The 26,471-nt window shown below is 70.9% G+C and carries 26 protein-coding genes; 9 read left to right on the forward strand and 17 right to left on the reverse strand.

All coding sequences use genetic code 11. The annotated features are described in order from the left end of the window. Positions 1-66: 66 nt before the first annotated feature. Both AC5L36_RS28620 and AC5L36_RS28625 read right to left on the reverse strand, forming a co-directional pair. Complete coding sequence (locus AC5L36_RS28620; RefSeq protein WP_441221771.1) at positions 67-345, reverse strand: hypothetical protein; 279 nt, start codon at positions 343-345, stop codon at positions 67-69. Positions 346-408: 63 nt separating this feature from the next. Further along, positions 409-849: an Hsp20/alpha crystallin family protein gene (locus tag AC5L36_RS28625; RefSeq protein ID WP_441221773.1), complete on the reverse strand. Its 441-nt coding sequence runs from the start codon at positions 847-849 to the stop codon at positions 409-411. Positions 850-968: 119 nt separating this feature from the next. On the opposite strand from AC5L36_RS28625, the gene AC5L36_RS28630 reads away from it, so the two are divergent. The 3 genes from AC5L36_RS28630 (at position 969) to AC5L36_RS28640 (ending at position 4,756) form a co-directional block, all read left to right on the forward strand. Next, complete coding sequence (locus AC5L36_RS28630) at positions 969-1,514, forward strand: hypothetical protein (protein ID WP_441221775.1); 546 nt, start codon at positions 969-971, stop codon at positions 1,512-1,514. Positions 1,515-1,578: 64 nt separating this feature from the next. Then, on the forward strand, positions 1,579-2,535 hold the full coding sequence (locus AC5L36_RS28635) for a DUF8832 domain-containing protein (RefSeq protein ID WP_441221777.1): 957 nt from the start codon (positions 1,579-1,581) through the stop codon (positions 2,533-2,535). After that, positions 2,528-4,756 carry a heavy metal translocating P-type ATPase gene (locus AC5L36_RS28640; protein ID WP_441221779.1) on the forward strand — a complete coding sequence of 743 codons (2,229 nt, stop codon included), beginning with the start codon at positions 2,528-2,530 and terminating at the stop codon, positions 4,754-4,756. Before AC5L36_RS28635 ends, AC5L36_RS28640 begins: the two co-directional genes overlap by 8 nt. On the opposite strand, the gene AC5L36_RS28645 is transcribed toward AC5L36_RS28640, so the two are convergent. Continuing rightward, on the reverse strand, positions 4,732-5,145 hold the full coding sequence (locus AC5L36_RS28645; RefSeq protein WP_441221781.1) for a hypothetical protein: 414 nt from the start codon (positions 5,143-5,145) through the stop codon (positions 4,732-4,734). The genes AC5L36_RS28640 and AC5L36_RS28645 overlap by 25 nt on opposite strands. A 462-nt stretch (positions 5,146-5,607) precedes the next feature. Here AC5L36_RS28645 and AC5L36_RS28650 point away from each other — a divergent pair, with 462 nt between their 5' ends. Next, positions 5,608-6,255 (forward strand): slipin family protein, encoded by a 648-nt coding sequence (locus AC5L36_RS28650; RefSeq protein ID WP_441221783.1) that lies wholly within the window; start codon positions 5,608-5,610, stop codon positions 6,253-6,255. A gap of 42 nt (positions 6,256-6,297) precedes the next feature. On the opposite strand, the gene AC5L36_RS28655 is transcribed toward AC5L36_RS28650, so the two are convergent. After that, positions 6,298-7,716 carry an FAD-dependent oxidoreductase gene (locus tag AC5L36_RS28655; RefSeq protein WP_441221785.1) on the reverse strand — a complete coding sequence of 473 codons (1,419 nt, stop codon included), beginning with the start codon at positions 7,714-7,716 and terminating at the stop codon, positions 6,298-6,300. A gap of 171 nt (positions 7,717-7,887) precedes the next feature. On the opposite strand from AC5L36_RS28655, the gene AC5L36_RS28660 reads away from it, so the two are divergent. Continuing rightward, entirely contained in the window at positions 7,888-10,059 is a 2,172-nt protein-coding gene (locus AC5L36_RS28660; RefSeq protein WP_441221787.1) for a glycoside hydrolase family 127 protein, read from the forward strand. A gap of 145 nt (positions 10,060-10,204) precedes the next feature. Then, positions 10,205-11,875: a hypothetical protein gene (locus AC5L36_RS28665; protein WP_441221789.1), complete on the forward strand. Its 1,671-nt coding sequence runs from the start codon at positions 10,205-10,207 to the stop codon at positions 11,873-11,875. A 38-nt stretch (positions 11,876-11,913) separates the two neighbouring features. Here the strand turns inward: AC5L36_RS28665 and AC5L36_RS28670 are convergent, their stop codons facing one another. Beyond that, positions 11,914-12,036 carry a hypothetical protein gene (locus AC5L36_RS28670; RefSeq protein ID WP_441221791.1) on the reverse strand — a complete coding sequence of 41 codons (123 nt, stop codon included), beginning with the start codon at positions 12,034-12,036 and terminating at the stop codon, positions 11,914-11,916. Between the two features lie 638 nt (positions 12,037-12,674). Here AC5L36_RS28670 and AC5L36_RS28675 point away from each other — a divergent pair. Both AC5L36_RS28675 and AC5L36_RS28680 read left to right on the forward strand, forming a co-directional pair. Continuing rightward, a complete protein-coding gene (locus AC5L36_RS28675) occupies positions 12,675-14,603 on the forward strand; it encodes a hypothetical protein (RefSeq protein ID WP_441221793.1) in 1,929 nt (642 codons plus the stop codon). Between the two features lie 391 nt (positions 14,604-14,994). Continuing rightward, positions 14,995-16,365, forward strand: coding sequence for a COG1470 family protein (locus tag AC5L36_RS28680; RefSeq protein ID WP_441221795.1), 1,371 nt, complete (start codon positions 14,995-14,997; stop codon positions 16,363-16,365). Between the two features lie 4 nt (positions 16,366-16,369). Here AC5L36_RS28680 and AC5L36_RS28685 read toward each other — a convergent pair whose 3' ends face one another. Genes AC5L36_RS28685 through AC5L36_RS28720 form a run of 8 tightly spaced genes read right to left on the reverse strand, consistent with a single transcriptional unit; the run spans position 16,370 to position 23,739 of the window. Continuing rightward, complete coding sequence (locus tag AC5L36_RS28685; protein WP_441221797.1) at positions 16,370-17,344, reverse strand: NADase-type glycan-binding domain-containing protein; 975 nt, start codon at positions 17,342-17,344, stop codon at positions 16,370-16,372. After that, complete coding sequence (locus tag AC5L36_RS28690) at positions 17,337-17,897, reverse strand: phage tail protein (RefSeq protein WP_441221799.1); 561 nt, start codon at positions 17,895-17,897, stop codon at positions 17,337-17,339. The genes AC5L36_RS28685 and AC5L36_RS28690 overlap by 8 nt, the downstream gene beginning before the upstream one ends. Further along, entirely contained in the window at positions 17,894-19,852 is a 1,959-nt protein-coding gene (locus tag AC5L36_RS28695; protein ID WP_441221801.1) for a putative baseplate assembly protein, read from the reverse strand. Before AC5L36_RS28695 ends, AC5L36_RS28690 begins: the two co-directional genes overlap by 4 nt. Further along, complete coding sequence (locus AC5L36_RS28700; protein WP_441221803.1) at positions 19,849-20,259, reverse strand: GPW/gp25 family protein; 411 nt, start codon at positions 20,257-20,259, stop codon at positions 19,849-19,851. The genes AC5L36_RS28695 and AC5L36_RS28700 overlap by 4 nt, the downstream gene beginning before the upstream one ends. Then, a complete protein-coding gene (locus AC5L36_RS28705) occupies positions 20,256-20,654 on the reverse strand; it encodes a PAAR domain-containing protein (RefSeq protein ID WP_441221805.1) in 399 nt (132 codons plus the stop codon). Before AC5L36_RS28705 ends, AC5L36_RS28700 begins: the two co-directional genes overlap by 4 nt. Before the next feature lie 10 nt (positions 20,655-20,664). Then, positions 20,665-22,320, reverse strand: a complete 1,656-nt coding sequence (locus AC5L36_RS28710) for a VgrG-related protein (protein ID WP_441221807.1) — start codon at positions 22,318-22,320, stop codon at positions 20,665-20,667. Beyond that, complete coding sequence (locus AC5L36_RS28715; RefSeq protein WP_441221809.1) at positions 22,313-23,002, reverse strand: CIS tube protein; 690 nt, start codon at positions 23,000-23,002, stop codon at positions 22,313-22,315. The genes AC5L36_RS28710 and AC5L36_RS28715 overlap by 8 nt, the downstream gene beginning before the upstream one ends. Before the next feature lie 2 nt (positions 23,003-23,004). Next, positions 23,005-23,739 (reverse strand): eCIS core domain-containing protein, encoded by a 735-nt coding sequence (locus tag AC5L36_RS28720; RefSeq protein ID WP_494909189.1) that lies wholly within the window; start codon positions 23,737-23,739, stop codon positions 23,005-23,007. 484 nt (positions 23,740-24,223) lie between these two features. Here AC5L36_RS28720 and AC5L36_RS28725 point away from each other — a divergent pair, with 484 nt between their 5' ends. Beyond that, entirely contained in the window at positions 24,224-24,895 is a 672-nt protein-coding gene (locus AC5L36_RS28725; protein WP_441221813.1) for a hypothetical protein, read from the forward strand. 171 nt (positions 24,896-25,066) lie between these two features. Here AC5L36_RS28725 and AC5L36_RS28730 read toward each other — a convergent pair whose 3' ends face one another. The 4 genes from AC5L36_RS28730 to AC5L36_RS28745 are packed head-to-tail and all read right to left on the reverse strand — an operon-like array spanning position 25,067 to position 26,469. Then, complete coding sequence (locus AC5L36_RS28730; protein WP_441221814.1) at positions 25,067-25,525, reverse strand: phage tail protein; 459 nt, start codon at positions 25,523-25,525, stop codon at positions 25,067-25,069. After that, complete coding sequence (locus AC5L36_RS28735; protein ID WP_441221886.1) at positions 25,518-25,688, reverse strand: DUF6760 family protein; 171 nt, start codon at positions 25,686-25,688, stop codon at positions 25,518-25,520. The genes AC5L36_RS28730 and AC5L36_RS28735 overlap by 8 nt, the downstream gene beginning before the upstream one ends. Next, positions 25,685-26,041, reverse strand: coding sequence for a hypothetical protein (locus tag AC5L36_RS28740; protein WP_441221816.1), 357 nt, complete (start codon positions 26,039-26,041; stop codon positions 25,685-25,687). Before AC5L36_RS28740 ends, AC5L36_RS28735 begins: the two co-directional genes overlap by 4 nt. Then, the gene (locus AC5L36_RS28745) at positions 26,038-26,469 is read right to left on the reverse strand and encodes a phage tail protein (protein ID WP_441221818.1); all 432 of its coding nucleotides are present in this window, start codon (positions 26,467-26,469) and stop codon (positions 26,038-26,040) included. The genes AC5L36_RS28740 and AC5L36_RS28745 overlap by 4 nt, the downstream gene beginning before the upstream one ends. Positions 26,470-26,471: the final 2 nt, after the last annotated feature.

The raw sequence follows: 26,471 nt of genomic DNA on the forward strand, positions 1-26,471 counted from the left end.
GAAACGACCGGGTCCCAGCCCGTGCCGGCTGGGACCCGTGGTTGGCGATGTGCTGTGGGGGCTTCGTCACCTGCCTTTCCCATGTGTACGAGGAGGGGATCGCTGCCGGGCCGGCCGCGTGCGGGGCGCGGTGGACCGGCCGGCTACGGGTGGATCGGCCGCGGTCGTGAGGGACTCGGCCGGCGGACGGTCCGCCGGCTCGGGGACGGCCCGCGGCGCGGGTGGTGGCGGTGTCCACGACGCGGCGATCAGCTCGTCGAACTCTGCGTCCACGAGATCCTGGTCGTCGCAGACGAGATCCAGGAACGCGTCGTGCAGCGCCCGGTCGGTTGTCGTCGTGGACATCACCACCACCTCGCAGCCACTCTGGGCCGGGCGGGCGAACCGCTCCTCCCGGCCCTGGAGAGATCAGGCGTTGATGGCCCTGCGGTCGCCGGCGCCGGTGACGGCTACCTTGCGGGGCTTGGCCTTTTCGGCGATCGGGATGCGCAACAGCAGGACGCCGTTGTCGTAGCTGGCTTGGACGTGATCGGTGTCGAGAGCGTCGCTGAGCAGCAACTGCCGGGAGAACACCCCCAGCGGGCGCTCGGAAAGATGAAGTCGCGCGCCCTCGCCGAGCTCGGGTGGGCGTCGCTCGGCGCGGATGGTCAACACGTTGCGCTCGACGTCGATCTCGATCGCGTCCGGGTCGACGCCGGGCAGGTCGCAGGCGACCAGAAACTCGTCCCCCGCGCGGTATGCGTCGATCGGCACCGACGCGGGCCGCGACCAGGTGCCGGCTGAATTGAGGCCGAAGAACTGCTGGGCAAGCCGGTCCACCGTGTGGAACGGGTCCGTGCGCATCAACATGAAATCCCACCTCCCGAATCGACGAACGGACGTGTCAATGCGCTGCCAATGGTTCTAACATGTCATCGTAACGATGACAAGTCTGACGTCATCTTGATGATGACATTTGGAGGCACGTGATGGCGCCGGCCCGCGACCCTGCCCTGGAGGCCCTGGTGGCGCTGCGCGAGCTGCGGGCCCTGCTGGACGGCTGGGAGCCTCAGCTGATCGACGTTGCCCGCTCGGCCGGCGCGAGCTGGGCCGAGCTCGCACCCGCACTGGGCGTGGCCAGCCGGCAGGCGGCCGAGCGCCGCTACTTGCGCCTACGCCGCACCGACGCCGACATCCCGGGGGCCACCCAAGACCAGCGCGTGCAGGCCGAGCGCGACCGCCGCGCCGGCGACCGTGCCGTCACCGCGTGGGCCAGGGAGCACGGCGCCGACCTACGCCAGCTCGCGGGGCAGGTCAGCGCGCTCAGCGACCTCGGCCCGGTGGCACAGCCCGACCTCGAGCGGCTGCACGAGGCGCTCGGCACCGACGATCCGGCCGCGCTGATCCCGCTGCTGGCCGCCGCCCACGAGCACCTGCCCGAGGCACACGAGGGCCTCGCCGACCGCGTCGCGGGTGTCACCCGCGACACCGACCAGGCTCGCCACGACGGCGAGCAGGCCCGCCGGCGCCCCTAGACCAGCCACACGGGGCGAGCCCGACCCACTTGATACCCCAGGGGGGTATAGGTATGCTGACGGCATGAACACGCCAACCAGGATGGCCGGCTATGCCCTCGGGCTGGCGGCGGTCTTCACCGCGGCCCTGGGCGCAGGCAAGGTGGTGGGCGGCCCGGAGCCGGTGCCACCCGCGGCCGCCCACGACGGGGGTGGACACGCCGACGGCGAGAGCGGCGCGGGCCACGACAGCGCGGCGGCGGAAGTGCCGGGCGGCCTCCAGGTCGCACAGGAGGGCTACCGGCTCGCCCCGGTCAGCGGCGCGCTCCCGGTGGGCGAGCCGGCGCCGTTCCGCTTTCGCATCGTCGGGCCGGACGGTGAGGCCGTGACCGACTTCACGCCGACCCACGACAAGGAGCTGCACCTGATCGCGGTGCGCCGCGACCTGACCGGCTTCCAGCACGTGCACCCCACGATGGCGGCCGACGGCACGTGGTCGGTGCCGCTCGCGGCCGGTGCGCCGGGGCAGTATCGGATCTTCACCGACTTCCAGCCCGCCGCCCGCGACGAGGCGCTGACGCTCGGCGTGGACGTGCCGGCGCGCGGCGACTACCGGCCCGTTCCCCTTGCCGCTCCGGAGCGCACGGCGACCGTCGACGGCTACACGGTGACGCTGGCCGGTGACCTCGTGCCGGGCACCTCCGCCAAGCTCACGCTCAGCGTCAGCAAGGACGGCCGGCCGGTCACCGACCTCCAGCCCTACCTGGCGGCGTACGGGCACCTGGTGGCGCTGCGCGACGGCGACCTCGCCTACCTGCACGTGCACCCGGACGGCGAGCCGGGCGACGGCAAGACCGCTCCCGGCCCCGACATCACGTTCTACGCCGAGATCCCGTCCGCCGGCGCGTACCGGCTGTTCCTGGACTTCCAGCATGCTGGGAAGGTGCGTACGGCGGCCTTCACCGCGGTGGCGGGCGGCGCGGAGCTGCCCCCGGCGCCGGCGGCACCGGCCCACGACGACGACGGGCACAGCCATGACTGAGGGAGGAGGGCGCGTGATGAACCTCATCGAGCTCAAAATCGGCGGCATGACCTGCGCGTCCTGCGCCTCCCGCATCGAAAAGAAGCTCAACCGGATGGACGGCGTCACCGCGACGGTCAACTACGCGACCGAGAAGGCGGCCGTCACGGTGGCCGACCCGGCCGTGAGCGTGGCCGACCTGATCGCCACCGTGGAGAAGACCGGCTACACGGCAGCCGTCCCCACGCCCGAGCCGGAAGCGCCCCGGGAGACCGACCCGCTCCGCACCCGGCTGCTGGTCTCGCTGGTGCTCACCATCCCGGTGATCGCGCTGGCGATGGTGCCGGCCTGGCAGTTCGAGTACTGGCAGTGGCTGTCGCTCACGCTCGCCGCCCCGGTGGTCGTGTACGGCGGCCTGCCCTTCCACCGCGCCGCATGGACCAACCTCCGGCACGGCGCGGCCACGATGGACACGCTCGTGTCGATCGGCACGCTGGCCGCGTTCGGCTGGTCGGTGTGGGCGCTGTTCCTCGGCACGGCCGGTGAGCCGGGCATGACACACCCGTTCCGGTTCACGATCGAGCGCGGCGACGGCTCCGGCAGCATCTACCTGGAGGCGGCCGCCGGCGTGACGGTGTTCATCCTGGCCGGGCGCTACTTCGAGACCCGGGCCAAGCGCCGCGCCGGCGCCGCGCTGCGGGCGCTGCTGGAGCTGGGCGCCAAGGACGTCGGCGTGCTGCGCGGCGGCACCGAGACGCGCATCCCGATCGAGCGGCTGGCGGTGGGCGACCACTTCGTGGTCCGCCCCGGCGAAAAGATCGCCACCGACGGCGTCGTCGAGGAGGGCTCGTCGGCGGTCGACGCGAGCATGCTGACCGGCGAGTCGGTGCCGGTCGAGGTGGGCGCGGGCGACCAGGTCGTCGGTGCGACGGTCAACGCGGGCGGCCGCCTCGTCGTGCGCGCCACCCGGGTCGGCGCCGACACCCAGCTGGCCCAGATGGCCGCGCTCGTCGAGCGGGCGCAGACCGGCAAGGCCCAGGTGCAGCGCCTGGCCGACCGGATCTCCGGGGTCTTCGTGCCCATCGTGATCGCGATCGCGGTCGGCACGCTCGGCTACTGGCTCGGCACCGGCAACGGCGCGACGGCCGCGTTCACCGCCGCGGTGGCCGTGCTGATCATCGCGTGCCCGTGCGCGCTCGGCCTGGCCACGCCAACGGCGCTGCTGGTCGGCACCGGGCGGGGCGCCCAGCTCGGCATCCTGATCAAGGGACCGGAGATGCTGGAGTCGACGCGCACGGTGGACACCGTCGTGCTGGACAAGACCGGCACGGTGACCACCGGCCAGATGACGCTCGTCGACGTCGCCGCCAGCGACGGTGAGGACGCGGCCGGCGTGCTGCGGCTGGCCGGCGCGGTCGAGGCCGGCTCCGAGCACCCGATCGCCCGCGCGATCGCCAAGGCCGCGGCCGAGCACGGCGCGCTGCCCGCGGTCGAGGGCTTCCAGAACACCCAGGGCGTCGGGGTGCGGGGCACGGTCGAGGGGCTCGGCGTAACCGTGGGGCGGCTGGGTGCCGGGCAGCCGGTACCAGATGATCTCGCGGCGGTGATGGAGACGGCGGAGGCCGCCGGGCGGACGGCCGTGGTGGTGTCCTGGGATGGCCGCGCCCGCGGTGTGCTGGCGGTGGCCGACGTGGTCAAGCCCACCAGCCGGACGGCTGTGGCCGCCCTGCGCCGGCTCGGCCTCACCCCGGTGCTGCTCACCGGCGACAACGCGACGGTCGCGAAAGCCGTGGCGGCCGAGGTGGGCATCAACGAGGTCGTCGCCGGGGTGCTGCCGGCCGGCAAGGTCGACGTGGTCAAGCGCCTCCAGGACGAGGGCAAGGTCGTCGCGATGGTGGGCGACGGCGTCAACGACGCCGCCGCCCTCGCCCAGGCCGACCTCGGGCTCGCGATGGGCACCGGCACCGACGCGGCGATCGAGGCCGCGGACCTCACGCTGGTACGCGGGGACCTCACCGCCGCCGTCGACGCGATCAGGCTCTCCCGGCGCACGCTCCGCACCATCAAGGGAAACCTGTTCTGGGCCTTCGCCTACAACGTCGCCGCCCTGCCGCTGGCCGCCGCGGGCCTGCTCAACCCGATGATCGCCGGCGGCGCGATGGCACTGTCGTCGGTCTTCGTGGTGTCCAACAGCCTGCGGCTACGCGCCTTCAGGAGCTACCAGGGTGCGGTGCAGTTGTAGCCGTAGCCGTCGAAGAGGCAGGCCCGAAAGCGGTAGGAGGGCGACGCGTAGGTGAGCGCGCCGCCGGTGTGCGCGACGCCGTCGCCGACGTTCTGGTGCGTGGGACCCCACTCCCAGCCGGCACCGCCATTGCGGCTGATCTGAAGGACGAGCGCGTCGCCCTCCCGCCAGTTGGCCTGTCCCGGCACCAGCCGCGCCCAGCCGTACTGGTAGCCGTTGTACCAGCCGGCCCGCAGCTCGATCTGGGAGCCGGCGTACCAGACCGCGAACACCGGGCTGTACCGGTTGACGGTTTGGAGGACCTGAGCCTCGCTGATCCGCTCGGCGGGCGCCGCCTGCGCCGGGCCGCTCGACAACACCACGACAAACAGCGCGACGACAGCCGTCATCGCACGCATCGTCCAGACGCGCATCTTTCCCCCGTTATTCCATTGTGGACAGCCGAGCCCCGTGCACGGCCGGCATCAACGATGACCTTGGTGTGGTGTCATCGACAAGTTGCGATCCGGCCAGAAAGCGCAGGATTTCGGCCACCCGAAAAGCGCGTGCGCCGCGCGCGTGTGATCCGTACCGTACTTCGTGGAGACAGTCCAGCGGCGCGCCGGCATCGCCGACCGCGTCCCGCGTATAGGCGTCTTCGACCGCTGGTAAAGCCGACAGGCCGAGGTTCGACTCCTCTACTCAACAGGGCGGCCCCGCGCGACCCTGCCCGCGAGGGCGGCGGTGGTGCGGCCATGCGGGCTCGCGACCACGGTCGCGGATGCCCCCGCCGTGCCACCGTGGGGTGGCGCGGGGCTCGCTCCGGCCTATGTGGACGCTCATGGAGGTGAGAGATGGCAAAGGTAACCGTCATGGATTGGGAGCGACGGGTGCAATTCACGGATGGGCGGTTCGTCAAGGTGCTGCCGCCCGGTCGGCACCGTTACAACGGCCGCCGTTCGAGCCTGCTCACCGTCGACATGCGACAGCGCAGCACGCTCGTCCCGGGCCAGGAGCTGCTGACCGGCGACGGCATCACCGTCAAGGTCTCCGTGCTCGTGGTCTGGCACGTCACCGACCCGCACGCGTTTCTCACGGCGTCGGCCGGCGCCGAGTACGACCTTTACAACGCCGCCCAGCTGGCCGTCCGCGACGCGGTCGCCGCGACCGCCTTCGACGACGTGCTGGCCGACCGTGGCCGGCTCTCCGCCGGTCTGGCGGAGGCGACCGCCGCCCGCCTCGACGGCCTCGGCATCGAGCTTGCCTCGGCCACGGTCAAGGACCTGATGCTCCCCGGCGAGCTGCGCCGCGCGGCGACCGAGACGCTGCTCGCCCGCGAGCGCGGCAAGGCCGAGCTCGAGCACGCACGGGCCGAGGCCGCGTCGCTGCGCGCGCTGGCCAACGCCGCCAAGCTGCTACAGGACCACCCGGCCCTGCTCCAGCTCCGCACCATCCAGGCGGCCGCGACCCCGGGCACGACGATCGTCCTCACCCCGGATCCGAGCTACGTACCGCGCTGACCTCGCCGCGGGCCCGGCACACCGGGCCCGCGGCGGGCGGGGTCAGGCGGCGATCGACGGGAGCAGGCCCTCGATGCCGTTCCAGATGCGGGTGGAGTTGTGCGAGTGGAAGGCGGCTCCGGTGTAGTACGTGCGGTTGCGCCCCTGGAGCCCGTGGAGCTTGCCGTAGAAGCCGCGGGCGATGGCGGCCGGCGCCACGTGCAGCTCGAACGGTGTGTGGCTGGCGAACACCTCCAGGTCCTCGAACTTCACCGGATAGGTGCCCGCCGCCGCGACCCGCTCGATGTCCGCGCGGATGTTTCGGCGTACCCGATCCGCGGGCAGCGGCGCCGGGCTGCCGTACTTGACGTTGTACAGCCCCGGGATGCCGGTCGGGCTGACCTGGTAGAGGCCGGGCAGCGGCGGCAGGTTGTACGGCGTCTCGGGGGCTACGTTTTCCAGGCTGACGCCCTCGGGCACGCCGGAGAGCCGCACGACGCCGGTGTAGTAGGCGCCGCTGACGAACTGGCCGAACAGCGACCGCTCGACCGCGTCGAGGTCGAAGCCGGCGAAGCCGCGCAGCAGCGGCGGGATGGTCACGACAAGCTTCTTGGCGCGGATCAGGCGGGCGCCGTCCGGGGTGGCGACGAGCACGCGCACCTCGCCTGCCGACCGGTCGACCCGGAGCACCTGCGACTCCAGAAGCACGTCGTCGCCGAGGTGGGTGGTGGCCCGCTCGTACAGCAGGCTGTTGTCGTGCGCGGCGGTGGTGATGAACGAGCCGGACAGGATGTTGCGCACCACGCCCAGCCCGAAGTTGTTGATCGTGTACGCGGCGGGCAGGTCGAGGAAGTCGCCGAGCCCCTGGCCGTAGTTGAAGATGAGCGGCACGACCGAGTCGAGATCGTACTTGTCGACGAAGTCGGCGAACGACGCGACAAGGTCCTGCGGCACCGGGTCGGGCAGGTTGAAGACGGTGTCGATCGGCCCGTACCGGCTGATCAGCTCGAAGTAGGTGGGGAGCGCGGCAGGCACCGGCGGCGTGTAGTCGACCGCGCGCCCGGTGCGGAAGTCGACGTACCGGTTGGTGGTCCCGAAGCCGCCGACCGGCACGAGGTCGATCCCGAAACGGCCGAAGTGCCGGTGCACCAGCGGGTCGTCCTCGAACACGATGACGCCGATGTCGACGGTGCCGCCGGTAACCGGGTCGTGGTAGGTCTCGGTGTGGCCGCCGAGGCGGTCCTTCGCCTCCACCAGCACCACGCTCTTGCCGAGGTCACCGAGGCGGGTGGCGGTGTAGGTGCCGGCCGAGCCGCCGCCGATCACGCACACGTCGCGGTGGATCACGTGCGATTCGGTAAAGGCGGCGGCCGTCCCGCGGGCCGCCGCGGCCTGGGCGGCGGACGAGCTCAGCGAAGCGGTGACGGACCCCGCGGCAGTCGCGCCCATGAGGCCGAGCATCCGCTTGCGGGTGAGTCCCAAGGCGATCTCCTTCTCCAGTGACGGACGTGAGAGAACGCCTCACTGTATGCGAATTCCTCGATCAGGAAGGGTTCTGTCCAGAGCCTTCCGACCGGGCTCCACCTTCGCTAGGCTTGGTGATCAAGCCGGGCATGTTCGCGCTAACAGATAGCGCCTGTGGGGAGGCATGCCATGACTTCGATCGATCGACGTGGGCTCTTCAAGGCGGCCGGCGCGGTGGGCGTCGGTGCCGTCATCGGCCCGACCGTCGCCGGCACCGCTGGTGCGGCTGGTGCGGCCGCGCCGCTCACCCAGGCCGAGTTCCTGGACCGAAACCCGAGCTGGCGGGTCAAGCCGTTCGCCCTCGACCAGGTGACGCTGCGAGACGGCACGGTCTTCGCCCAGAAGCGCGACCGCGTCCTCACCTTCGCGGCCGCGTACCCGGCGGACCGGGTGCTGCACAACTTCCGGGTGACGGCGGGCCTGCCGACGCCGGCCGGATCCTCGCCACCCGGCGGCTGGGACGACGCGACCGGCAACCTGCGCGGCCACTACAGCGGCCACCTCATCACGCTCTTCGCCCAGGCGTACGCGTCGACGCGTCAGGCGGTCTTCCTCGACAAGGTCGACTACATCGTCGCCGAGCTCGGAAAGTGCCAGGACGCGCTCGCCGCGAGCGGGCTCTACAGCCATCCCGGCTTCCTGGCCGCCTACCCGGAGACGCAGTTCGTGCGGCTGGAGTCGTTCGCCACCTACCCGACGATCTGGGCGCCGTACTACACCTGCCACAAGATCATGCGTGGCCTGATCGACGCGTACCTGCTGGCCGGCAACGAGCAGGCACTGTCCATCGTGACCAAGATGGGCGACTGGGTGCACAGCCGGCTCTCGGTGCTGCCACGCGAGACGCTCAACCGGATGTGGTCGATCTACATCGCCGGCGAGTACGGCGCGATGAACGAGGTCATGGCCGACCTGCACGCCATCACCGGCGAGGAGCGCTATCTCGTCACGGCCAAGTGCTTCGACAACCGCCAGTCGCTCTTCGGTGCCTGCGTCGAAGACCGCGACATTCTCACCCGGCTGCACGCCAATACGCACGTGCCACAGTTTCTGGGGTACTTGCGGGTCTTCGACCGGACGGATGAGCAGGAGTACTACGCGGCGGCGGAAAACTTCTGGCGGATGGTCGTTCCGCACCGCATGTACGCACACGGGGGTACCAGCGGCACCTGGCCGGCCACGCCAGACCTCGCGGCAAACACCAACGCCGAGCTCTTCCAACCGCGCGGCAACATCGCCAACTCCATCGCCGGCAACGGCGCCGAGACCTGCACGACCTACAACCTGCTCAAGGTCGCGCGCAACCTCTTCTTCCACGACCCCGATCCGACCTATATGGACTACTACGAGCGGGGCCTGCTCAACCACATCCTCGGCTCGCGACGCGACACGGACAGCACCACCAGCCCCAGCGTTACGTACTTCCTGCCGCTCAACCCGGGCAGCGTGCGCGGCTTTGGCAACACGGGCACGTGCTGCGGCGGCACGGGTTTGGAAAACCACACGAAGTACCAGGAGTCAATCTACTTCCGGTCGGCCGACAACTCGGCGCTCTACGTCAACCTCTATGTCGGGTCCACATTGCACTGGGCCGCGCGGGGCTTCACGATCAGCCAGGAGACGGACTTCCCGCGGCAGGAGGAAAGCACGCTGACCGTGACGGGCGAGGGATGGCTCGACATCCACCTCCGCGTCCCGTCCTGGGCGAGCGGCTTCCGGGTCGAGATCAACGGCGTCGAGCGGGGCGGTCGCATGGAGCCCGGCACCTACCTGCGGCTGCGCCGGCGGTGGCACACCGGCGACACGATCCGCGTCTCGCTGCCCTTCCGGCTGCGGGTGGAGAAGGCACTCGACGACCCCGGTACGCAGACTGTCTTCAACGGTCCGATCGTGCTGCCCGCGGTGAGCGCGGAGACGTCGTTCCGGCAGTTCTCCTTCTACAAGGACGTCAAACTCGACGGCGGCATGTCCGACGCGATCACGGCGGGCGACGGTGGCGTTTTCACCACGAACGGCCACACACTCCGCCCGCTCTACATCGGTGACACGCAGCCGCAGCACATCTACTTCAAGCGCCACGAGCCGACGGTCGTGTTCGGCACGCGAGACTCCGGCGTGCCCAATCGAGACGGGTTCCTCGACGCGGTCTGGGCGGCTGCTCCGTTCCCCGACCACGACCGGTTCCTCGGGCAGGTGCGGCGCGTCTCGATCCAGTGGGTCGAGGAAGGCCGCCTCACGGCGGAGGAACGGACCGCGATCATGTCGGCCGCGATAGCCGCTCGGGAGGATCTGCGACCCTGACGCCACCCCACGAAGACGCTCCGCTTCGCTTCACGTCTACGCGGGACCCGGCGGCTGAAATCGACGTCTTCCTATATTGATAGCGCCGGCATATGCTTTCGAAATCTGTCGATAGGCAGCGCCGCGCTACGGCCAGGGGGACACGATGCCACGGCGATCTGGAGTAACACGCTGGTCAGCGGGCATCGTGGCGGTGGCGCTCACGGCCGCGGCACAGTCCGCGCCGGCCACGGGTGCCACCGCCACCCCACTCCGGCCCGCGGACTTCGTCGTGTACGGGTTCAGCCAGTCCGACGTGGCCCAGGAGGATCCGCAGGTCTACGAGCTCGACCCGGACACCACCATCCGCGCGATCGGCAAGTGGTCCACCGCCGGCGACGAGGCGTCCGACTACAACTTCGCGCAGATCGGGCGCTACCACGCCAAGGGCATCAACTTCATGGGCAGCGGCACCGCCAGCGTGATCTTCGAGAAAGACTTCGCGACGCCGGAAATCTTCGCGGACATGGCCACAAAGGACGCTGACGGCAACACCGTGCCCCATCCCGAGATCGGTGTCCCGGACCCCGCGTTTCGCGGCAATATCTTCAACCCGAAGTATCGCCAGTACCTCCTTTCCTGGGCCCGGATCCAGATCGACGGCGGCGTCGACGGGGTCAACTTCGACGAGATCAACGCGGGCTTCAGCGGCGGCTCGAAGTACGGCTTCAACGGCAACGAAGGCTTCGACGACTACGCGATCGCCGACTTCAACCGGTACCTGCTGGCGAAGTACCCGTCATACACCGCGGCCGACTGGAAGTCGCGCTTCGGGATGACCGACGACAACATCCTCCGCCGCGACGTGCCGGCCGGCGACCTGGCCGCCAACTTCAACTACCGGGAGTACCTGCGCGCGGGCGGCTGGAACCTCGACCCGCTCAACGCGGCCAACCCGCTGGCGCCCGAGTGGGGCCGCGTGGTCGCCAACCGGATGTACGCCGAGGACACGTCGTTCACCGCCACGTACATCCGCCGGTACTGGAAGCAGATGGTGGACGAGCTGCGCGCGTACGCCTGGCGCACCGTCCACAAGCGACTCCTCATCTCCTCCAACGGCCTCTGGCCCTACGTCGACTTCAACAGCGTCGGCATGTATCCGTGGAACCCCGACGAACAGACGCCCGACTTCCGCGGCGCCGACTACGTGCCCGTGGTCGACGGGCACCTCAACGGCGCCAAGTCGCTCCAGTCGCAGTACCGCTACCTGAAGGACCAGAGCGCCCGCATCGCCGGCACCGTGCCGGTCGTCGTATTCATCGACTGGCCGAGCGACATGATGACCAACTACCTCAACCTCCCGTTGCAGGAGAAGAAGGACTACTGGCAGATCTTCGGCGCGGAGGCGTACGCGAACGGCATCTTCCCGTCCTTCCACCTCAAGGACACGGTTGGCAGCCCGACCGCGACCGACCTGGGGATGATGGACTTCTTCACCACGTACACGCGCTTCTACAAGGAGCACCGCACGCTCTTCAAGGACAACGCGATCGGCGCACAGGCGGTCCGTGCCAGTGCGGCCAACGTATCGGCGAGCCTGCTCGTGCAGCGCGGCACCGGAAGGCGCTCGATCCACCTGGTCAACCACAACTACAGCCAGGGGATCACGCCACAGACCGGGTTCACTGTGGAGGCTGACGTACCGTCGTGCCCGCGACGCCTCACGGTGGTGTCGCCGGACTTCGCGGGGTCGAAGTCACCGGCATTCTCGTGCCGGCAGGGCAGGCTGAGGCTGACCGTCGACCGCCTCGACTACTACAACATCATCCAGCTGTAGCCCCGAGACCGGCCGACGGCCATCCGCGGTGCGGTCGCTCAGAAGAGAAACCAGAGCAGCGGTCCGGTCAGTACGGCGAAATCACGGGTGACGGCAACGGCCGCCACGCCGAGCGCCGCCGCGACTCCGCCGCCGATGGTGGCCGCCTTGATAGTCGACATAGGACTCCGCCCTTCGAGGTGCTGGAATAGCTTGACCGGCGGACCGTACGCCGGCGGGTCCATATGGGACTGTCAGTTCTTGGACCCGAATCGTCATCCGAGCCACGTGGCCCACAAGCTTTCGGCTGGCGAGGCCGCACGCCGTCCATCTCAGGCCGACATCCCGACCACAAACAGCCGACCCCGAAAGCGCTACGGCGATGCCTCAAAGCTCCGGTTGGCCGTTTGTCCCCCAATGCCCCTCGGCGAAGCGACGGGAGAGAAACCGGATCGAGGCATGTCCGCAGCTGACACGGACGTGGGCGAATCTGCTTGAAGGCGTCACGACGGCGCGTGATCCTACTCCGAAAGGTCGCTGTCATTCTTTGCCGGAAAGGGTCGGCCCAAAGTGGTGTCCGGCGTCCGATCATCCATTCGATTGTTGGCCAGTCGCTCAGATTGTGCGTTAGGCCGATAGTGGACTTCTTTCTTGACTCGGCTGCTGCTTGACTGCCATACATTGATTTTCGCCGTCGAAAGGTGCTCCCCTCACCATGACTGCCGCCGTCCCAGTCGCTGGTCAATTGAGCCGTCTCGCGGTGCCTGGAGAGCGGCTTGGTTGGATCTTTCGCGATCGAAATCTCTATCGTCGTCGCTTTATGGAGCCACCGCCGGTGCCGGAGATGGTCAATCCCGTCTTCGCGCAGCGCGTGGCGACGCACCAGGCACAGATGGCCAAGCGGATCCTGCTGGTGCTCGGGATCGGCGGTGGGTTCGGCTTTCTGCTGCTGTGCTGTGGCGGCATGGCCAGCTCCGGCAGCGAGGGCGCCGGCACCGGGCTGATGGTCTTCGGCCTGCTCGTCGGGCTGGCCGCCGCCGGCGCCGCCGTCCTGCCGTGGCTTGTCTACAACAACGCGAAGAGCGCGCTCCAGCGCGAGCAGCAGCGCGTCCAGGAGGCCTACCAGCAGGCCATGGCGCACTGGAACGCCCGCCGCGCGGCGCATGACCACCACCAGCGGGCCGCGGTCGACCAGATGTTCGAGTGGGGTGCGGCCGCGCCGGCGCCGGGAAACCGCCGGGTCGACATCGTCGGTGGCACGAGTTGGGGTTGGGAGGCCCTCCTCACCGTGTTCGGCGGTTCGCTGCTGAGCACGCGGGGTGCGGTCACGTTGGTCGACTTCACCGGTGAGGCGCTCTGCGGCGAGCTGCTCAGCCTGGCCGAGGAGACACGCCGCACCGTCCGGCTCACCGCCCTGCCGTCGCAGCTCGACCAGGTCAACCTGGCGGCCGGCCTGGAGACGCGGGAGCTTGTCGACAGCCTGGTGGAGTCGATGTACGGCGACCGGGAGACCGGCAGCCGCGCGGAGCGGAGCCAGGACACGATGATCCTCACCGAGATCTGCGAGGTGCTCGGGGGCGACATCACCGTGGCCCGCGTGATCGCCGGGTTGCGGGTGCTGACCGACCGCTCGGGTGAGCCGGCGCTGAGCCCCGCGGAGGTCGCGCGGGTGCGCGACCTGATGTCCGACGAGGCGCGCCGCCAGGCGCATCCGCACCTGCGGCGGATCGAGGGCTTCCTACGCCCGCTGGAGTCGATGGGTGCCTCGGCGGTCGACCTGCCCGCCGTCGACCTGTCCTGCCTCGTCGCCGACCGGGACGGTCGCAGTGCGCACGGCGAGCTGCTCAAGGATCTGATCGTGCAGTGGCTCATCCGGCAGGTGATGCGCGGGCGGGTCCAGGGCGGCTCGATCGTCGTGTCGGGCGCCGACGAGGTGCACCACCAGCACATCGAGCGGTTGACCACCGTGTGCGAGCGGAGCGGCGTGCGGTTGGTGCTTTTCTTCCAGCACCTGCGCGAGCAGACGCGGCAGCTGCTGGGCGGCGGCGAGGTCTGCTTCATGCGCCTGGGCAACCACCAGGAGGCGCAGCAGGCGGCGGAGTTCATCGGACGGCAGCACAAGTTCGTGCTCAGCCAGCTGACCCGCACGCTCGGCGGCAACGAGACGCACACGGTCGCCGACTCCGAGGGATACTCCATTTCGGAGGGTCATTCGGTGACCAAGGGCGGATACTCCGGGTCCTCCGGCGGGCAGCGGCACGGCGGCAGCTTCTGGAGCCGCACGCGAAACTGGAGCCATACCCGTGACTGGAGCCAGACGCTGTCGACCGCCACGGGCACCAACTGGAGCAACGCGACATCCGCCCAGCGGGTCTACGAGTTCGCCGTCGAGCCGCGTGTGCTCCAGGATCTGCCCGACTACGCGTTGCTGCTGGTCAAGGGTGAGGGCAGAGGGTCCGTCGTGCAGGCGGTCGAGTGCGACCCGGCGATCACCACGCTGCCGCGCATGACCATGGCCGCGCTCGACGACGTGCCCCTGCCACCGCCGCAGGAAGCGGTGATCCCGGTGTCCGGGCCGCCCCAGCAGGTGACGGTCTCCCGTCCCGCGCCACTCACGGGGGTGCCGGTCAACCAGGTGCCGCCGGGCCAGCTCACGCCGCCGCAGCAGTACCAGCCGCAGCCGCACTATCCGGCGCCACAGCAGCCGTACTACCCGCCGCCGCAGCAGCCGCCCTATCCACCGCACTAGCGGACTTCGGATTCGGGGTTGCCGTCGTGGTGGTTTCCAAGCTGTTTTTCCCGCGTCCGCGTCAGTCGCAGACCGTATGCTCCCGCGGGCACCGCTCCGGCCGGCCCACAAGGGCCGGCGCAGCCGGCGGGGTCAGCGCGACCAACAGCGGACGGGTAAGGCCGCGGGAGCAACGGTCCGGACCACGACGGACATCGCGGTAGCTCACATCTTTATCTGGAATCTAGGTTTATCTGGAACCTCGGTTTCCAGGCGCGGAGCCAGAGCCGCCTCGACCCGGAAGGCTCTCCCGCGGCGGCTCTGTCGCCTTTCCGCAAGCTGGTGTACGGGGCGCCGGGTGCGTGGCACATTGGACTCGTGACTCCCGTGTGAGACGGATCCGGGAGGCGGGATGGCATTGCCACTGCGGGTGACAGTGTCGATCAATCGGATTGACGCGGCACCCGGCGATCGGTTCAACTTCGACGTCACACTGCGAAATACGAGCGACATCGTCGAGCACTACGTGGTCGAGATGCTCGGGCTCCCGGCCGGCGCGACCGCGCGGGTCGAGCCCGACGTCGCCAAGCTGCGGCCCGGCGAGACCGCCACGGCGACCGTGCAGCTCGCGGTGCCCGAGCAGTCGCCGGCCGCGGCCGGCCTCTACACGCTGGGCGTCCTCGTGCGCTCGCGCTACCGGCCGGAGGTCTCGCGCTGCGAGGAGTTTCCGCTGACCCTCGCGGCCGTCGACGACCTCGCGGTGCGGGTCGATCCCGAGGTCGCGACCGGCGGCCGCGGCGCCCGGTACACGGTGCAGGTCACCAACGGGGGCAACCTGCCGGTGCGGCTGGCACTCGGCGCGTCCGACCCGGAGCGGCGGGTCGCGTCGACGTTCGAGCCGCCCGTCCTCGACCTGCCGCAGGGCGCGACAGCACACTCGTTCCTGAGCGTCCACGCGCCCGTCCCGTGGAACAAGGAAAAGCAGCGGGTGCTGACCGTCGAGGCCGTCGGCGGCGGCGCCCGGGGCACCGGCACCGCCACGTTCGTGCAGCGGCCCCGTTTCGCCTCGAAGTTGGTGCGCACCGCCGGCATGGTGGGTGCCGTCGTCGCGGTGGTCGGGGCCGTGCTGGCCGGAGCGCTGATCGCCCGGGGCGGCGAAGAAGAGCCCGACCCGGGTGCCACCGGGCCACCCGGAGTCGCCACCTCCGGGCCCGCCGTCGTGCCACCGGCTTCACCGTCCGCGGCGGCCCCGCCGAGTCCCAGCGCGCCGCCCACCACAGAGGCACCCTCACCCACCGGACCACCGCCACCGGACCCGCAGGTCGTCGATGTCACCCAACCCTTCGGCGAACCAGCCAACGGGGTACTCGACGACGACGCGTTCCGGCGGCGCGGGCTTCTGATTTCCGGGGCGCCGGAGCAGGGCGTGCGCCAGGAGTGCGCGAACGCGTTCTCGGTAGCGGTCACCGGAGACGCCAACAGCGGCCGCTCCCTTTCCGCCGCCCTTTCCAACAACGAAAACGAGTGCACGGACGTGCCCGTCCTGATCAGGTTGCGGGTCTCGGTCTCCACGATCCAGGTCACCGTCGCGGGCGACGAGGAGACCCGTCAACTCGAGGTCTTCTACAAAGACAACACCCGCTTCGTCGAAAACGACCTGACCGTCACCCCTGAGGAACGGCGCACCGAGATCGACTTCCTGGTGGTACGCGGCCTCCCCGCCGCCGACGGCACCGTCCCCGCGGCGCAGATCGTGGAGATCCGGTTCACCCCGTCCACGTGACGGCTCACGACCGTACGTAGAAGGCGACCTCGGTGACCGCGAGGTCCTTGAAGCGGGCGCCCGGGTAGGTGCTTTCCACCTCCAGCGTCAGCGAGCTGACCGATCCGGCCTCGACGTCGAGCGTCTGCGGCTCGACGCGGTCGTCCAGGTTCCAGCGGGCCGACCACGAGCCGCTGGTGAGCCGGAGCCGCTTGACCCGCTGGTTGTTCGCGTAGTCGTCGGGCGAACGGCCGTCGCCGTTGACGAGCGTGATCCTGGTGAGCTGCACCGGGTTGGCGAACTGGTAGGTCAGCCGTACACCGACGTTGCTGCGCAACCGCCCGCCGTCGCTCTGCCACGTCGTGGCGGCGTCACCGTCCAATGTGTTCGTCACCGCGAAACCCCGGTCCGGGTTGGTGCTGGACGCGCTGGCGCGGACACTCCTCGGGTCGACCTGCACCAGACCCGGCGGTGCCGCGCCGCCCCCACCCGGTGGCGGATCGCCGTCGAGGTCCGGCCCCCGGCCGGCGAGGAAGACGGCCACGCCGATCAGCGCGGCCGCGCCGACGACAGCGCCGGCCACCGGCAGGAGCTTGCGCGCCAGCGAGCCTGACCGCGCCGGCGGCGCCGGCGGCGCCATCGGGAGCGGCGGCGGCGCGACCGCTTGCGGGACACGCAGCTCCAGCCCGCAGCGCTGGCACCGGACCCGCTCCATCGGGTTCCGTTCCCTACAACGTGGACAGTCGACCTCGCCGGGTCCTGGCAGCGGCGCGCCGTCGATGACGGTGCCGGTGGGGTCGGGCCGCCTCGCGGGTATGACGCTCGTGGCTTCGCCCTTCTCCCCCGGCGTGCGCTGCGGGCCGAAGTCCGCCGGCTCCGGTGTGGTGCGGAGCGAGGCGAGCAGGTAGCCGCACTTCGGGCACAGGCGCTCGCGATCGGGCCGTACCGGTGTCCCACAGTCGGGGCAGGTAAGGCTCTGCCGGCCGGTGACGTCAGGCATCGCCGCCTCCTTCCTCGCCGGGTGGCCGCACCCGGGCACGACCGCGGGTCGGGCCCGCCGCCGGGTAGCGGACATCCAGCTCGAGTTGGGCGCCGAGTGGCAGCTCCCCCTCCAGGAAGCCGCGCACCTGCGCCTCGCTGAGGTGGCCGGTGTGGTCGAGGCTGACCTTCACCACCGGATCGGCCGGGGGCACCGGGTCGTCGCGCCCGTAGATCCCGCCGCCGTCGACCACGGTCACCCGGGCGCCGGTGGCCGCCTCCAGCAGCCCTTCGATGCCGTGCCGGGTGCCGCGCCAGCCGAGCAGCCGGCCGACCTCCCGGACCAGGGCCCGCCGGTACGCGGGCGGATCGGTGGGCTCCAGGACGAGCCCCAGCCAGGAGGCGAGGAACTGGAGCATCTCGGGCGAGGCGAGCCCGGCGTCGACCTGGTGCTCGATGCTGTCGATGCGGGCCCGTACCGTGTCGGCGACCTCCTCGAAGGCGGTCGCGAACCCGAGCAGCACGGGATCGGCCACCATCGCGCGGGGCAGTTGGGTCACCAACCAGCCGGTCACTGCCGCACCACCACCCGGTGCTGGAACGACATGAACAGCGACGCGGGCGCCAGCCGTACCCGCTGGTCGACCTGCTGGATCGGCTTCTGGGTACGGAGGTCGGCGGTGATGAAGTGGACCGCCTCCACGCTGCGCACGCCGAGCGCGCCGTGCAGGACGCTGTAGACGTCGCCCTGTTGCAGGTCCATGCCGAACGGCCAACCCTGGCCGCCCGGCCCGCCGGTGAGCGGGTTGACGTACTCGTAGAGGGCCTGCTCGGTGTGCTCGCGCACGGTCTCCGGCCGCACACCCGTCGCCGCGCGGACCTCGGCGAAAATCTTGACCCCCTGGTACGTCGGGGTGGCGATCCGCAGTCGCATGGTGAGCAGGCGGCGGGGTTCCAGATATGCCTTGATCTGCTCTTCCAACTCCGGCGGGATGACGAGGTCGTCGAGCACGAGCGCGGCGGGCGGCACGTCGACGCGCGGCACCACGAGCAGGTGCGCCGGATCGCCCGGGTCTTCCGGCGGCAGGCAGCGCGCGCGTGCCACCGCCGGCGCGGCGTCCAGCGTGAGGCGCACCACGTCGTCGGCGGTGACCGCGCGGCGGGCGCCGCGCAGCAGCATCGGCCCGCGCAGCTTCGCGTTTTCCACCGTCTCCGGATCCACCCCGCCGCGGGTGGGGTCGAGGTTCGTCACCGCCGCGACGAACGGGATCGACGTGTGGAGCACGGTGAGCCGGTTGGCCGCCACGTTGCCGCGCCGGCCGCCGCCGAAGCGGTAGCCGGTGACGTACACCTGGGCGTCGATGGGCGGGATGGCGCCGTGCTGCCGCACAGTGCCGTCGCGGCTGACGACCCGCGGCCCGAAGCGGATTTCGCCGTTTGCCCCGGACCAGGTGAAGACGGTGTCGTCGGCGGTCGCGTCGGCAAGGTCGGCGACCTCGGTCCAGGTCTGCTCCTCGGGCTCGGACCCACGGTCGTGGCGGGGCAGCACGACCCGCACCGTCTCCTCGGGCCGGCGCGGCAGCACCGGCACCCGCCGCACCTGGAAGACCTGGCCCGGCCGGCCGTCGCTGGTGCCGAGCAGCTCCGCCGGGGCCGGCTCGGCGTGGTACGCGGTCGCCGTGCCGCCGAGCGCCACCACGGAGAGCGCCTCGAGCTCGGGCGGGTTGCGGTATTCGGGCTGGCCGGTCGCCGGGCGGGTGAGCCGGCAGCGCAGCCAGTGCGCGCGGCGCGCACCGAGCGCGAGCGGCTCGTGCCGCGGCGGCATGAGGAGCGTTAGCTGGCCGGGCGAGTTGAAGCCGGCACTGGTGTCATCCAGGATGCGCACGTCGCGCCACTCCCGCCCGTCCCACGCCTCCCAGACGCGCGGCGGCCGGCGCGGGTCGACGCCGGCGCCCTCGGGCCCGGTAGTCACGTCGAGCCGCAGCAAGTGCGACGCCGCCGACTCGGCGAGTCCGAAGTAGACAGCGTCGTCCGGTCGCAGCGTGACGAACAGGCGCACCGAGGCGGCCGCGCGGCGCAGGTCGTCCCAGCGGTCTTCGAACCGGTCGCCGCTCGGAGTCAGGCAGGCGACGAGCTGTGGCGGCACGAGCCGCAGGTCCGTGTCGGTGAGGAAGACGACCGGCTCCTCGTCGCCGCTGCGCTCGGTGCTGACCTGGCTGCCGGCCGGTATCCGCAGCGGTTCGGCGCGCGGCGCGGTGAGGGTGAAAAGCAGGTCGGCCCGCGCCGGCACGGCGGAGAACAGCTCGACGCCGACCAGCTCCAGAAACTTGACGTACAGCCGGTCGGGCACCTGGTTGAGCCGGTACAGCGTCATCTCGGTCATCCAGGCGAAGAGCTCGACCAGCGCGATGCCCGGATCGGAGACGTTGTGATCTGTCCACTCCGGACAGTGGCGTGGGATCCGTCGCTTGGCCTCGTCGACGATGTCCTGGAAGCGGCGGTCATCGAGGTTTGGTGCCGGCAAACTCATGGCATTCGCTCCTCGGAGGGGATGGTATAGAAGGGATAGACCAGGTTGCGTGTGTCGTTGGTCGACCGCACGCGATACTCGAGTTCGATGTGGACCGTGCCGGTGGCCTGCTCCGGTCGTGCCTGCACGAGATCCAGCTCGATGCGCGGCTCCCAGCGTTCCAGCGCCTCGCGTACCGACTGCTCGATCAGGCCGAGGGTGGCCGCGTTGAGCGGGGCGAAGACAAGGCCCCACATCGCGCAGCCGAAGTCGGGCCGCATCACCCGCTCGCCGGGCACCGTCGAGAGGATCATGCGGATGGCGCCGTCCAGCTCGTTCGTCCCGCTGAGCAGCCGCACCGCACCCGTACGGGAGACCGCGGCCGGAAAGCCCCAGCCGCTGCCGACGAAGTCGCCATGCCTGTTCATCCGGCCAGCACGTCCGGTGAGCCGGCGGTGATCGTGCCCACCGGAAGGTCGACGGGGTCGTTGCAGGTCATCACCGGGTCGCCCATGCGGGCCAGCGGCTTGCCGTTGACGAACACGGTCGGCGAACCGTTGACCACCCGCCCCTGGTTGGTCGGCGGCTTGCTGAACGAGCTGCTCGGCACCGGGATGTGGGGAGGCATGTTCTGCGCGACGCTGCCGACGACCGCGACCGGGAGGCCGTTGGCGAAGACGTCGGTCGACAGTGCGGACACCAGCCGGCCCGCGAACGGCAGCGGCGTCGGGGTCGGCACCGGGCCGCCCGGCGACGGCATGAGCAGGATGTGGGTGTCCGTCGCGGTGACCGGATCGTTCTGGCGCGCCGCCGGTTGGGGCATGCCTTCCCCCTCAGTTCAACTTGATCGGGCTGCCGGACACGGTCACCGGGCCGGTCGCGCTGATCTCGACCTGGGCGCCGCTGAGGGCGAGCTTCTGGGTGGCCTTGATCTCCACGTTGGTGGCGGAGACGACCAGCTTCTGCTCGCCGGTGAGGGCCGACTCGGTGCGTTCGAGGTGAACGTGGCAGCTGTCGCCGCCCAGCGACAGGTGCACGGACGGGGTGGGGTCGTCGGTCATCACCAGCCGTGAGTCGCCCCGGCTGGCCAGCACCCGCGCCTGCACCACGCCACCGGCGCAGACGTCGGGCTGCGGCGGCGGGTCCTGCCTGTTCCACAGTCCACCCAGGACAACCGGGCGGGTCTTGTCCTCCAGCTCGAAGCCCACCAGCACCTCGTCGTCCACCTCCGGCAGCCACTGCATGCCGCGCTTGTGGCCGCCACCCGGGCTGACCACCCGCGCCCAGGTGCTCTCGTCGTCGACCGACAGCGTCGGGAACGTCACCCGCACCCGGCCGAGCTTCTCCGGGTCGGCGTTGTTGGTGACGATGCCGATGACCAGGCTCCCCCAGCCGCGCCGCTCGACCCCGCCACCACCGGTCGCGCCGACCAGGTCGGCCAGCCCGGCCGGCTCCTTCCCGCCACAGACGAACTTGGTCACGTACGGACGTCCGGCGCCGTACACGTGCTCCACACTGGTGATCCGGTAGCGGCCGGAGAGGCGGGAGCCGACGTTTTCGATCCGCACGTCGCCGCCGGCGCCCAGGAGCGGGTCGCCCACCGCCTCGCCGCGCAGCACCACCTCGCCGCCGGAGGTACGCAGCAGCAGCGACTTGGCGAGCGCGTCGGCCTCCGCCTGGTCGGCCACCGGAAACTGGCCGGCGGAACGCCGTACCCGGCCGAAGCCGCGACGGGCGGCGGCGGCCATCTCCTCGGCGGCGGGTGCGTCGGTGCCCGGGTCGCCCTCGCTCGCCCGGCCGGTCACCGCCCGCTTCGCCAGCGGGTCCCAGCCGTTGATTTGTACCTCGTCGGCGCGCTCGCCGGAGGCGAAGCGGACGGAGAAGCGGCGCAGGTTGTCGCCCCACTTCAGCGGCGGCGGGGTGCCCGGGCCGCGCGGCTTGCGCTTGAAGTGGAAGGTCTGCTCGCTGATCCAGAAGTCGAAGCCGATCCGCCCCGCCCGCCGCCGCAGGAACGCGTAGTCGCTCTCGCTCGCCTGCAACACGTAGTCGTGCACCTCGCCGGTGCTGTCCACATCGGGCGTGAGGCCGTGCTCGCCGCCGATCTGCGCCGCGATGTCGGCGTCGGTCATCCGCTGGAAGCTGCGCGACTTAGGGCCGCGGGCGAGGCGGTGGGTCAGGTCCAGCCCGGTCAGCACCAGCTCGTGCCGCCCCGCGGTGCCCTGCTCGACCGCCACCGCCGTCACCTCGCCGACGGTGACGACCACCGGGTCGCCCTCCGCGCGGAAGGCCACCTCTATCCGGGTACCGATCGCGAACAGCCCTCGGTCGAACAGCTCGAAGTGCGGGTCGTCGAAGTGCACCGCGAAGTAGTCGGGAAGCTGGACCGACTCCTCGACGCGGGCGAGCGTCAGGTTCGCGTACATGTCCGGTGGCAGCGGGCGGCCGTCCACCGTCAGCACCACGCCGTCGAGGCGTTTCTGCTCAGCCACGGCGACGCACCGGCAGTTCGGGAATGACGAGGAGCGTGCCCGCCGCCACGGCGATCGGGTCGACCACCGCGTTCGCCTCCGCGATGAGCCGCCACCGCGTCGGGTCGGAATAGTGCGCGGCGGCGATCCGGTCGAGGGTCTCACCCCGCACGACCCGGTGGGTGCGGTGCAGCGTGGGCGTGTGCGAGGTGGGGTTCTGGAGCGGCTTCAGCCCGTCGTCCATCCACTGCTTGAGGCTGAGGTCGGCCTTTGCCCGCAACGGCATCCCGCTGCTCGCGAAGTACGTGTACTTGATCTGCAACCGCTCCACGATCGCCTTGAACGAGTGCAGCGTCCCCCAGTGGAACTCGACCCACGGCGGCCGGGCCTTGTTACGCCCCGAGTCCGAGCCGGGCAGCGCGGGGTTGACCTTCATGAGATCGAGCAGCTTGCTCGTGTGCTTGGTGACGTCGGTGCCCTCGCTGGTCGTGTCGAGCGTGATGCTGAGCGCGATAGTGCCCGGCTGGCCCGCCTGGAAACGCAGCTCCGGCGCGTTGCGGCCCTTGCCCTCCGCGGCGTCCCAGGAGTTGGCCTTGGTGATCGTCAGCTCGGCCGGGTTGAACAGGAACGTGATCTCGTCGCTGCCCGGCTCGATGCGCAGGCGCGCCTTCGCCGGTCCGGTGGCTTCCTGCGGTGCCGTCATTGTCAGAACACCCCCGCCCATCGGCCGCCCCGGCGCTCGATCTCGCGCAGGAGCCGTTCCTCCACCGCTTCCACGACCCGCTCGACGTCCAGCGGCTGCGGGCCGGCCGTGGTCTTTCCTCCAGCGGCGGCGCCGGGGGGCGCGCCGCCCTGGACCACGGGGGCGGCGGCGGGAGCTGGCACCGCCTCCTGGGTGGTGGGGCCGGCGTTTCCCATGACCGGCCCCGGGGACGGCGTCGACGCGCCGGCCTCGATGAGCGTGGCGCGGGCGACGCGGGCGGCGACGTCCGTGACACCTCCCATGCCGCTGCCGACGGGCAGCCGGTCGACGATGCCCGCGCTCATACCGCCGGCGTCGTTCGGGATGCCACCCTGGCGTAGGCCACCGGCCGCCAGGGCGGCGCGTTCGTCGTCGTCGACCGCTCCCGCGAGCCCGGCGAGGAGGAAGCGCGGGCGGCGGACCGGGCGCCGGGCGTGTGTCAGCTCGTGGGCGAGTACCGCCGCCGTCGCCGGCGAGGGCGGTCCGGGCAGGTGCACGACGGATCCGGTGGTGGCGCCCAGAGCGCCCGCCGCGGCGAGGGCGTGCCGGGTCGCGGGTCCGGTGGTGAAGCGGGGCGGATGTGCCGCGCCGGTGATCGTGGCCGCCATCGCCCGGTAGGGCGCGGGCAACGCCCGCGGGGCTTCCAGCGGACGTGCGGCGACCGCGGCTTCCCAGCGCCGTCGCGGTGTGGCGTCCACCCTACGCGGCTGTCTCATCTGGACGGTCGAGCGCCAAGGCGTCAGCCGCACGGTGCCAGTCGGATCGGGCACGTTGCCCGGCGGCAGCGGTGCCGAGCCGGCCACCGGCAGGTCCCCGGCGCCCGTCGGCGGCTGGAACGACGGCCCACTCGCCGGCCGCCTCGCCAGCGCCGGCCTCGCTCGGACGGGGGTGGGCCTGGCGATCGTGGGCATCCCGTGCGCCGGCGGCCTCGTGGGCGACGACGCCGGCCACGGCGGCGCCGCGCGGTGGGCTTGCCGCGCCGCGGGGTGGACTTGCCGGGCGGGCTGCGGCCTGATCGGGAAGGTTTCGGGTTGCTGGTGCGGCACGAAACCTTCACGCTGCTTCCGGCCAGGTGTCGCGAGGCGAGCGCGCGCTCGGGTGGCTGCCTCCGTCCCATTTGGCGCCCGCTCCAAGCGCGCGTGCGCTCGGGTGGCTGCCTCCGGCCCACCTGGCGCCCACTCCATGGGCCGCACCAATCCCGCGGTTCGCGCGCTCCGCATCGCGCTCACCGTGACGGGCATCCTCTTCGCCGCGACCGGCATGCTCCCCGCCACGGCCGAGATGTCGGGCGCCGCGGCTGAGCTGCTCACCACGGCTGATTTGCTCGCCTGGGCTGTGCCGCTCGTCCGAGCCATGCTGCTCGGCAGAGCGGTGCTGCTGCTCATCCGGGCCGTGCCGCGGCTCACCTGGGCCGTGCTGCCCACCCGGGCCGTGTCGCTGCTCACCTGGGCCGTGCTGCCCACCGGGGCCGTGTTGGTCGCTCCGGGTGTGTGGGCGCTGCGGGCCACCGTCCAGAGTGGGGCCGGCCGGGGCAGCGCTGCCTGTGGCGCCGCAAACACACGGACCGCCGCTGGCGGCGTGCGGCCTGTCGGCGTGCGGCCTGGCGGCGTCGTGGTCTCTGGGCGGCCGGCGATCGCCCTGCGCACCGGCGCCGACCACGTGGCAGCGACCCGCGCCGGCCTGGCGTTCACCGAGCGTGGCAACTTCGGCCGGGCTGCCGCGGCCGGCGCCGGCCGGCTCCGGAAGCGAGTCGTGACGCTGGTGGGCGACGAGCGTCTGGGCAGGGTCCCGGCGGCCGACATGGGCAGCCGCCGGGGGTGTGCCACATGCCGTACCGGGGAAGGCTGGCGGTGACGCGCGGGCGCCAGCGCCCGATGCCGCCGCAACCAGGCTGCCAGCGTCCATGGTGGGCGGACGGGAAGCGCGGCGACCACGCCCGCCTCGTGGCGGGATGGCGCCGCACGCCGGAGCAGCCGGCGGATGGCCGTCGCCACGGTGCGTCGCAGGCCGCGGCGCCGGCCGGGCTCAGCCGCCGGAACGGAAGCCACAGTGGCACACCTCCAACTCCTCGACCGCGAGCTCTCGGGACGACGCGGCGAGCTTCGGGCCGCTCCACCGCACCGGCTTGGCGTCGTAGAAGGACCAGATGCGCACGGGTTCGCCGCGCGCGTTGAGGACGCTGACCGTGCCGTCGAGCGGCTGGATCTTGTTGCCGGCGTCGGTCAGGCCCTCACCGGAAAACCTCATCAGCCACTTGAAGAGCGCGTCGGTGTCGGTGAGGCCGCGCTTGAAGACGAGGTTGGGCCACTTCATCCGGCCCAGAAGGCGGTGCGTGTACGCGTTTTGCCCGCCCTCCGCCAGCTCCTCGACGTCGATCTGCACCGACAGGCCGGAGACCTCGGTGAAGTATCCGATCGGGTCCGGGCCCACCTCGAACTTGAACTTGCCCACGAACGGTGGATCCATTGTCCGTGCCTCAGCCACCCTGAACTCCTTGCCATGCGCGCTCGTTGAGACCGCCGACCTCCTGGAGCAGCCGGATCCGGTCGCCGTGCTCGAGGTCGAGCAGGCTGTCGAAGGTCCAGTGCAGGTGGTACGCGAGGTAGGCGATCTCCTGCCACAGCTCGTCGTGCGCGTAGTGCCCTATCCCACCTCCACCGACTCCATCGGGAAAGGGTTCCCGGGCTCCACCGTGTCCAAGATGGACGGATCCTGGAAGTTGACGATGCGGTAGAGGTCCTGGAGGTAGCCGAAGTCGCTGACGAAGAGCGACTCGATCGTCTTCGTCGTCACCCGCGACACCGTGCCCAGCTCGGTCACCACCCGGGCGAGCACGATGACCGTCGCGTACGCCTCGTTTTCCTTGACCCGGGGGTCGCGCAGCGGCTCGATCTCGTCGCGCGCGCACGCCAGCCGCATCGTGCCGGTGCGGTGCAGTGTGCCGTGCTCGTCGACGTAGCCCTTCGGCAGGGTGAACGGGTACTCGGTGCGCAGGCTCATCCGCGACTCAGCCCTTCGTGCGTGATCGTGAGCTTTTCGGTCGCGATCTCGTTGCTCCCCGCGTCGAGCTCGGCGCCGGTCCACTTCGAGGGCCAGCCCTCCTCGAAGTTCCAGCGGGCGACCTCCGTATGCGTCGAGTCCTTGATGACGATGGAGCCGGTGCGCCGGGCGGCGTCGACGTCGCCTTCCTGCACCTGCTTGCGCCACTCCCAAAGCGCCTTCGACTCGTCGATGCGGCGCTCCAGCGTGATGTCGCTCCACTTCATCGCACCCGGCACTTTCCGGATGATCATCTTTCCGTCCTTCGTGGCCTCCTTGTACTCGATGGTCTCGGTCTCCGCCTCGACGCCCGAGCACTTGCGGAAGCTGGCCAGCTCCACTCCGTCGATCTCCAAGACGAAGCTGAAGGTGGTCATGAGGTCCGGCATGA

Source organism: Phytohabitans sp. LZ39 (assembly GCF_059359075.1).

Coding starts and splice junctions, on each gene's coding strand:
- AC5L36_RS28620 (WP_441221771.1), bottom strand. CDS start 345: ATGTCCACGACGACAACCGACCGGGCGCTGCACGACGCGTTCCTGGAT.
- AC5L36_RS28625 (WP_441221773.1), bottom strand. CDS start 849: ATGTTGATGCGCACGGACCCGTTCCACACGGTGGACCGGCTTGCCCAG.
- AC5L36_RS28630 (WP_441221775.1), top strand. CDS start 969: ATGGCGCCGGCCCGCGACCCTGCCCTGGAGGCCCTGGTGGCGCTGCGC.
- AC5L36_RS28635 (WP_441221777.1), top strand. CDS start 1,579: ATGAACACGCCAACCAGGATGGCCGGCTATGCCCTCGGGCTGGCGGCG.
- AC5L36_RS28640 (WP_441221779.1), top strand. CDS start 2,528: ATGACTGAGGGAGGAGGGCGCGTGATGAACCTCATCGAGCTCAAAATC.
- AC5L36_RS28645 (WP_441221781.1), bottom strand. CDS start 5,145: ATGACGGCTGTCGTCGCGCTGTTTGTCGTGGTGTTGTCGAGCGGCCCG.
- AC5L36_RS28650 (WP_441221783.1), top strand. CDS start 5,608: ATGGATTGGGAGCGACGGGTGCAATTCACGGATGGGCGGTTCGTCAAG.
- AC5L36_RS28660 (WP_441221787.1), top strand. CDS start 7,888: ATGACTTCGATCGATCGACGTGGGCTCTTCAAGGCGGCCGGCGCGGTG.
- AC5L36_RS28665 (WP_441221789.1), top strand. CDS start 10,205: ATGCCACGGCGATCTGGAGTAACACGCTGGTCAGCGGGCATCGTGGCG.
- AC5L36_RS28670 (WP_441221791.1), bottom strand. CDS start 12,036: ATGTCGACTATCAAGGCGGCCACCATCGGCGGCGGAGTCGCGGCGGCG.
- AC5L36_RS28675 (WP_441221793.1), top strand. CDS start 12,675: ATGGAGCCACCGCCGGTGCCGGAGATGGTCAATCCCGTCTTCGCGCAG.
- AC5L36_RS28680 (WP_441221795.1), top strand. CDS start 14,995: ATGGCATTGCCACTGCGGGTGACAGTGTCGATCAATCGGATTGACGCG.
- AC5L36_RS28685 (WP_441221797.1), bottom strand. CDS start 17,344: ATGCCTGACGTCACCGGCCGGCAGAGCCTTACCTGCCCCGACTGTGGG.
- AC5L36_RS28695 (WP_441221801.1), bottom strand. CDS start 19,852: ATGAGTTTGCCGGCACCAAACCTCGATGACCGCCGCTTCCAGGACATC.
- AC5L36_RS28700 (WP_441221803.1), bottom strand. CDS start 20,259: ATGAACAGGCATGGCGACTTCGTCGGCAGCGGCTGGGGCTTTCCGGCC.
- AC5L36_RS28705 (WP_441221805.1), bottom strand. CDS start 20,654: ATGCCCCAACCGGCGGCGCGCCAGAACGATCCGGTCACCGCGACGGAC.
- AC5L36_RS28715 (WP_441221809.1), bottom strand. CDS start 23,002: ATGACGGCACCGCAGGAAGCCACCGGACCGGCGAAGGCGCGCCTGCGC.
- AC5L36_RS28725 (WP_441221813.1), top strand. CDS start 24,224: ATGGGCCGCACCAATCCCGCGGTTCGCGCGCTCCGCATCGCGCTCACC.
- AC5L36_RS28740 (WP_441221816.1), bottom strand. CDS start 26,041: ATGAGCCTGCGCACCGAGTACCCGTTCACCCTGCCGAAGGGCTACGTC.
- AC5L36_RS28745 (WP_441221818.1), bottom strand. CDS start 26,469: ATGCCGGACCTCATGACCACCTTCAGCTTCGTCTTGGAGATCGACGGA.